We start from the raw sequence: 1,323 nt of genomic DNA, 5'->3' as shown, positions 1-1,323 counted from the left end.
ACGGCATGATCGAGCGCGTGATCAGGACGTTGAAGGAGCAATGCGTACATCGGCAGCGCTTCGAGACGTTGCAGCATGCCAGCCGGGTCATTGCTGACTGGATTGGCTTTTATAACACTCGACGTCCGCACCAGGCGCTGGGAATGAAGACACCTGCTGAAGTATTCGCTTTAGCAGCCTAACCTGTGCAGGTTTCGCTGGGTCATTACAATGGCGGCGAGTGGAAGGTCTCGAGCTCTTTCCGCGTGTAGCCAATTAACGCAAGATCGATCCGGCACAGACCATCGAGTCGCCCTGCCAGAATGAGGCTGACAGCGGTACACGTAAGAGCACGGTGGCTAGGGAAGCAGAAATAACCGGAATGAAATAGAAAGCACTGGCAAGGATAGTGACATTGCCCTGCAAGATGCCGACATTCCATGCTGTATAGCCAAGGCCCGATTGGCGCACAATATCGTGAAGGCCGGCGAGAACTAATTCACCATGCCGACTTCGATGACTTGCCTTCGGCTATCTGCATATCCGTTGGAAAGTGCGAGACACAACTCGTAGGAAACAAACAAGATGGTTCCCCAGAAAAGATAGCGTTGTAGAAATTCATCGATGTGGGAAAAGCCGACGGTAAGCAATAGAAGAACGGATGTAGCCGTATAGATCATGACAGCGCCGCCAGTCGCACCAAGTTGTTCGCCCACACTTCGGATCAGGCCGACTATTGAACTCCACAAAAGGATTGCGATGAGTCCGATCAGAGTTGCTTGTCGTTTGTTTTTCATGCATTGCTGCTGCAGTTGGATATCCGGATGGAAGTCCCGTGGGGATTGACCATTAATCAGAATAACGCCGTCGTTTGTCATTCCAGGTGGCGAGGATCAGAAGCCTATTTTCCGGAGCCCCAAAGCAAAAAGCCCCAACTCGAATGAGCTGGGGCTTATGCATATAACAAGCCTGACGATAACCTACTTTCACACTGGTTGCAGCACTATCATCGGCGCAGAGTCGTTTCACGGTCCTGTTCGGGATGGGAAGGGGTGGTACCAACTCGCTATGGTCATCAGGCATAACTTGTAGCGTTGCATGTACCGCCGTTGTTGCTGGCGGGCACAAACAACTCAATCCAGAAGAAGCAGTTAGGGGTACTACATATATATTTGGCGGGTGTGATGCTCAATCGGGCACACACTCTTGTCTATAACTACCAAGGTTATAGGGACAAGCCGCACGGGCAATTAGTATCAGTTAGCTTAACGCATTACTGCGCTTCCACACCTGACCTATCAACGTCCTGGTCTCGAACGACCCTTCAGGGAGATCAAGTCTCCG

At 51.3% G+C, this 1,323-nt stretch carries 1 protein-coding gene, 2 rRNA genes and 1 pseudogene; 1 reads left to right on the top strand and 3 read right to left on the bottom strand.

Annotation, left to right across the window (positions count from 1 at the left end; translation table 11 throughout):
• Positions 1–182, top strand: a 182-nt coding sequence (locus tag AYR66_RS23500) for an integrase core domain-containing protein (protein WP_141104312.1), incomplete at its 5' end; no start/stop codon positions are given.
• Positions 183–261: 79 nt separating this feature from the next.
• Here AYR66_RS23500 and AYR66_RS23495 read toward each other — a convergent pair.
• The 3 genes and pseudogenes from AYR66_RS23495 to AYR66_RS23485 all read right to left on the bottom strand — a co-directional run.
• Positions 262–776 (bottom strand): annotated as a pseudogene (locus tag AYR66_RS23495) (drug/metabolite transporter permease); the annotation flags it as partial.
• A gap of 170 nt (positions 777–946) precedes the next feature.
• Positions 947–1,059: ribosomal RNA gene (gene rrf, locus AYR66_RS23490) — 5S ribosomal RNA — on the bottom strand.
• A 149-nt stretch (positions 1,060–1,208) separates the two neighbouring features.
• Positions 1,209–1,323, bottom strand: a 23S ribosomal RNA gene (locus tag AYR66_RS23485); the annotation flags it as partial.

This window comes from Noviherbaspirillum denitrificans (assembly GCF_002211445.1).
In the GTDB taxonomy this organism is placed as follows: domain Bacteria; phylum Pseudomonadota; class Gammaproteobacteria; order Burkholderiales; family Burkholderiaceae_D; genus Noviherbaspirillum; species Noviherbaspirillum denitrificans.
The sequence above is the reverse complement of the archived record's forward strand: the minus strand, read 5'-3'. Positions and strand labels throughout refer to the sequence as shown.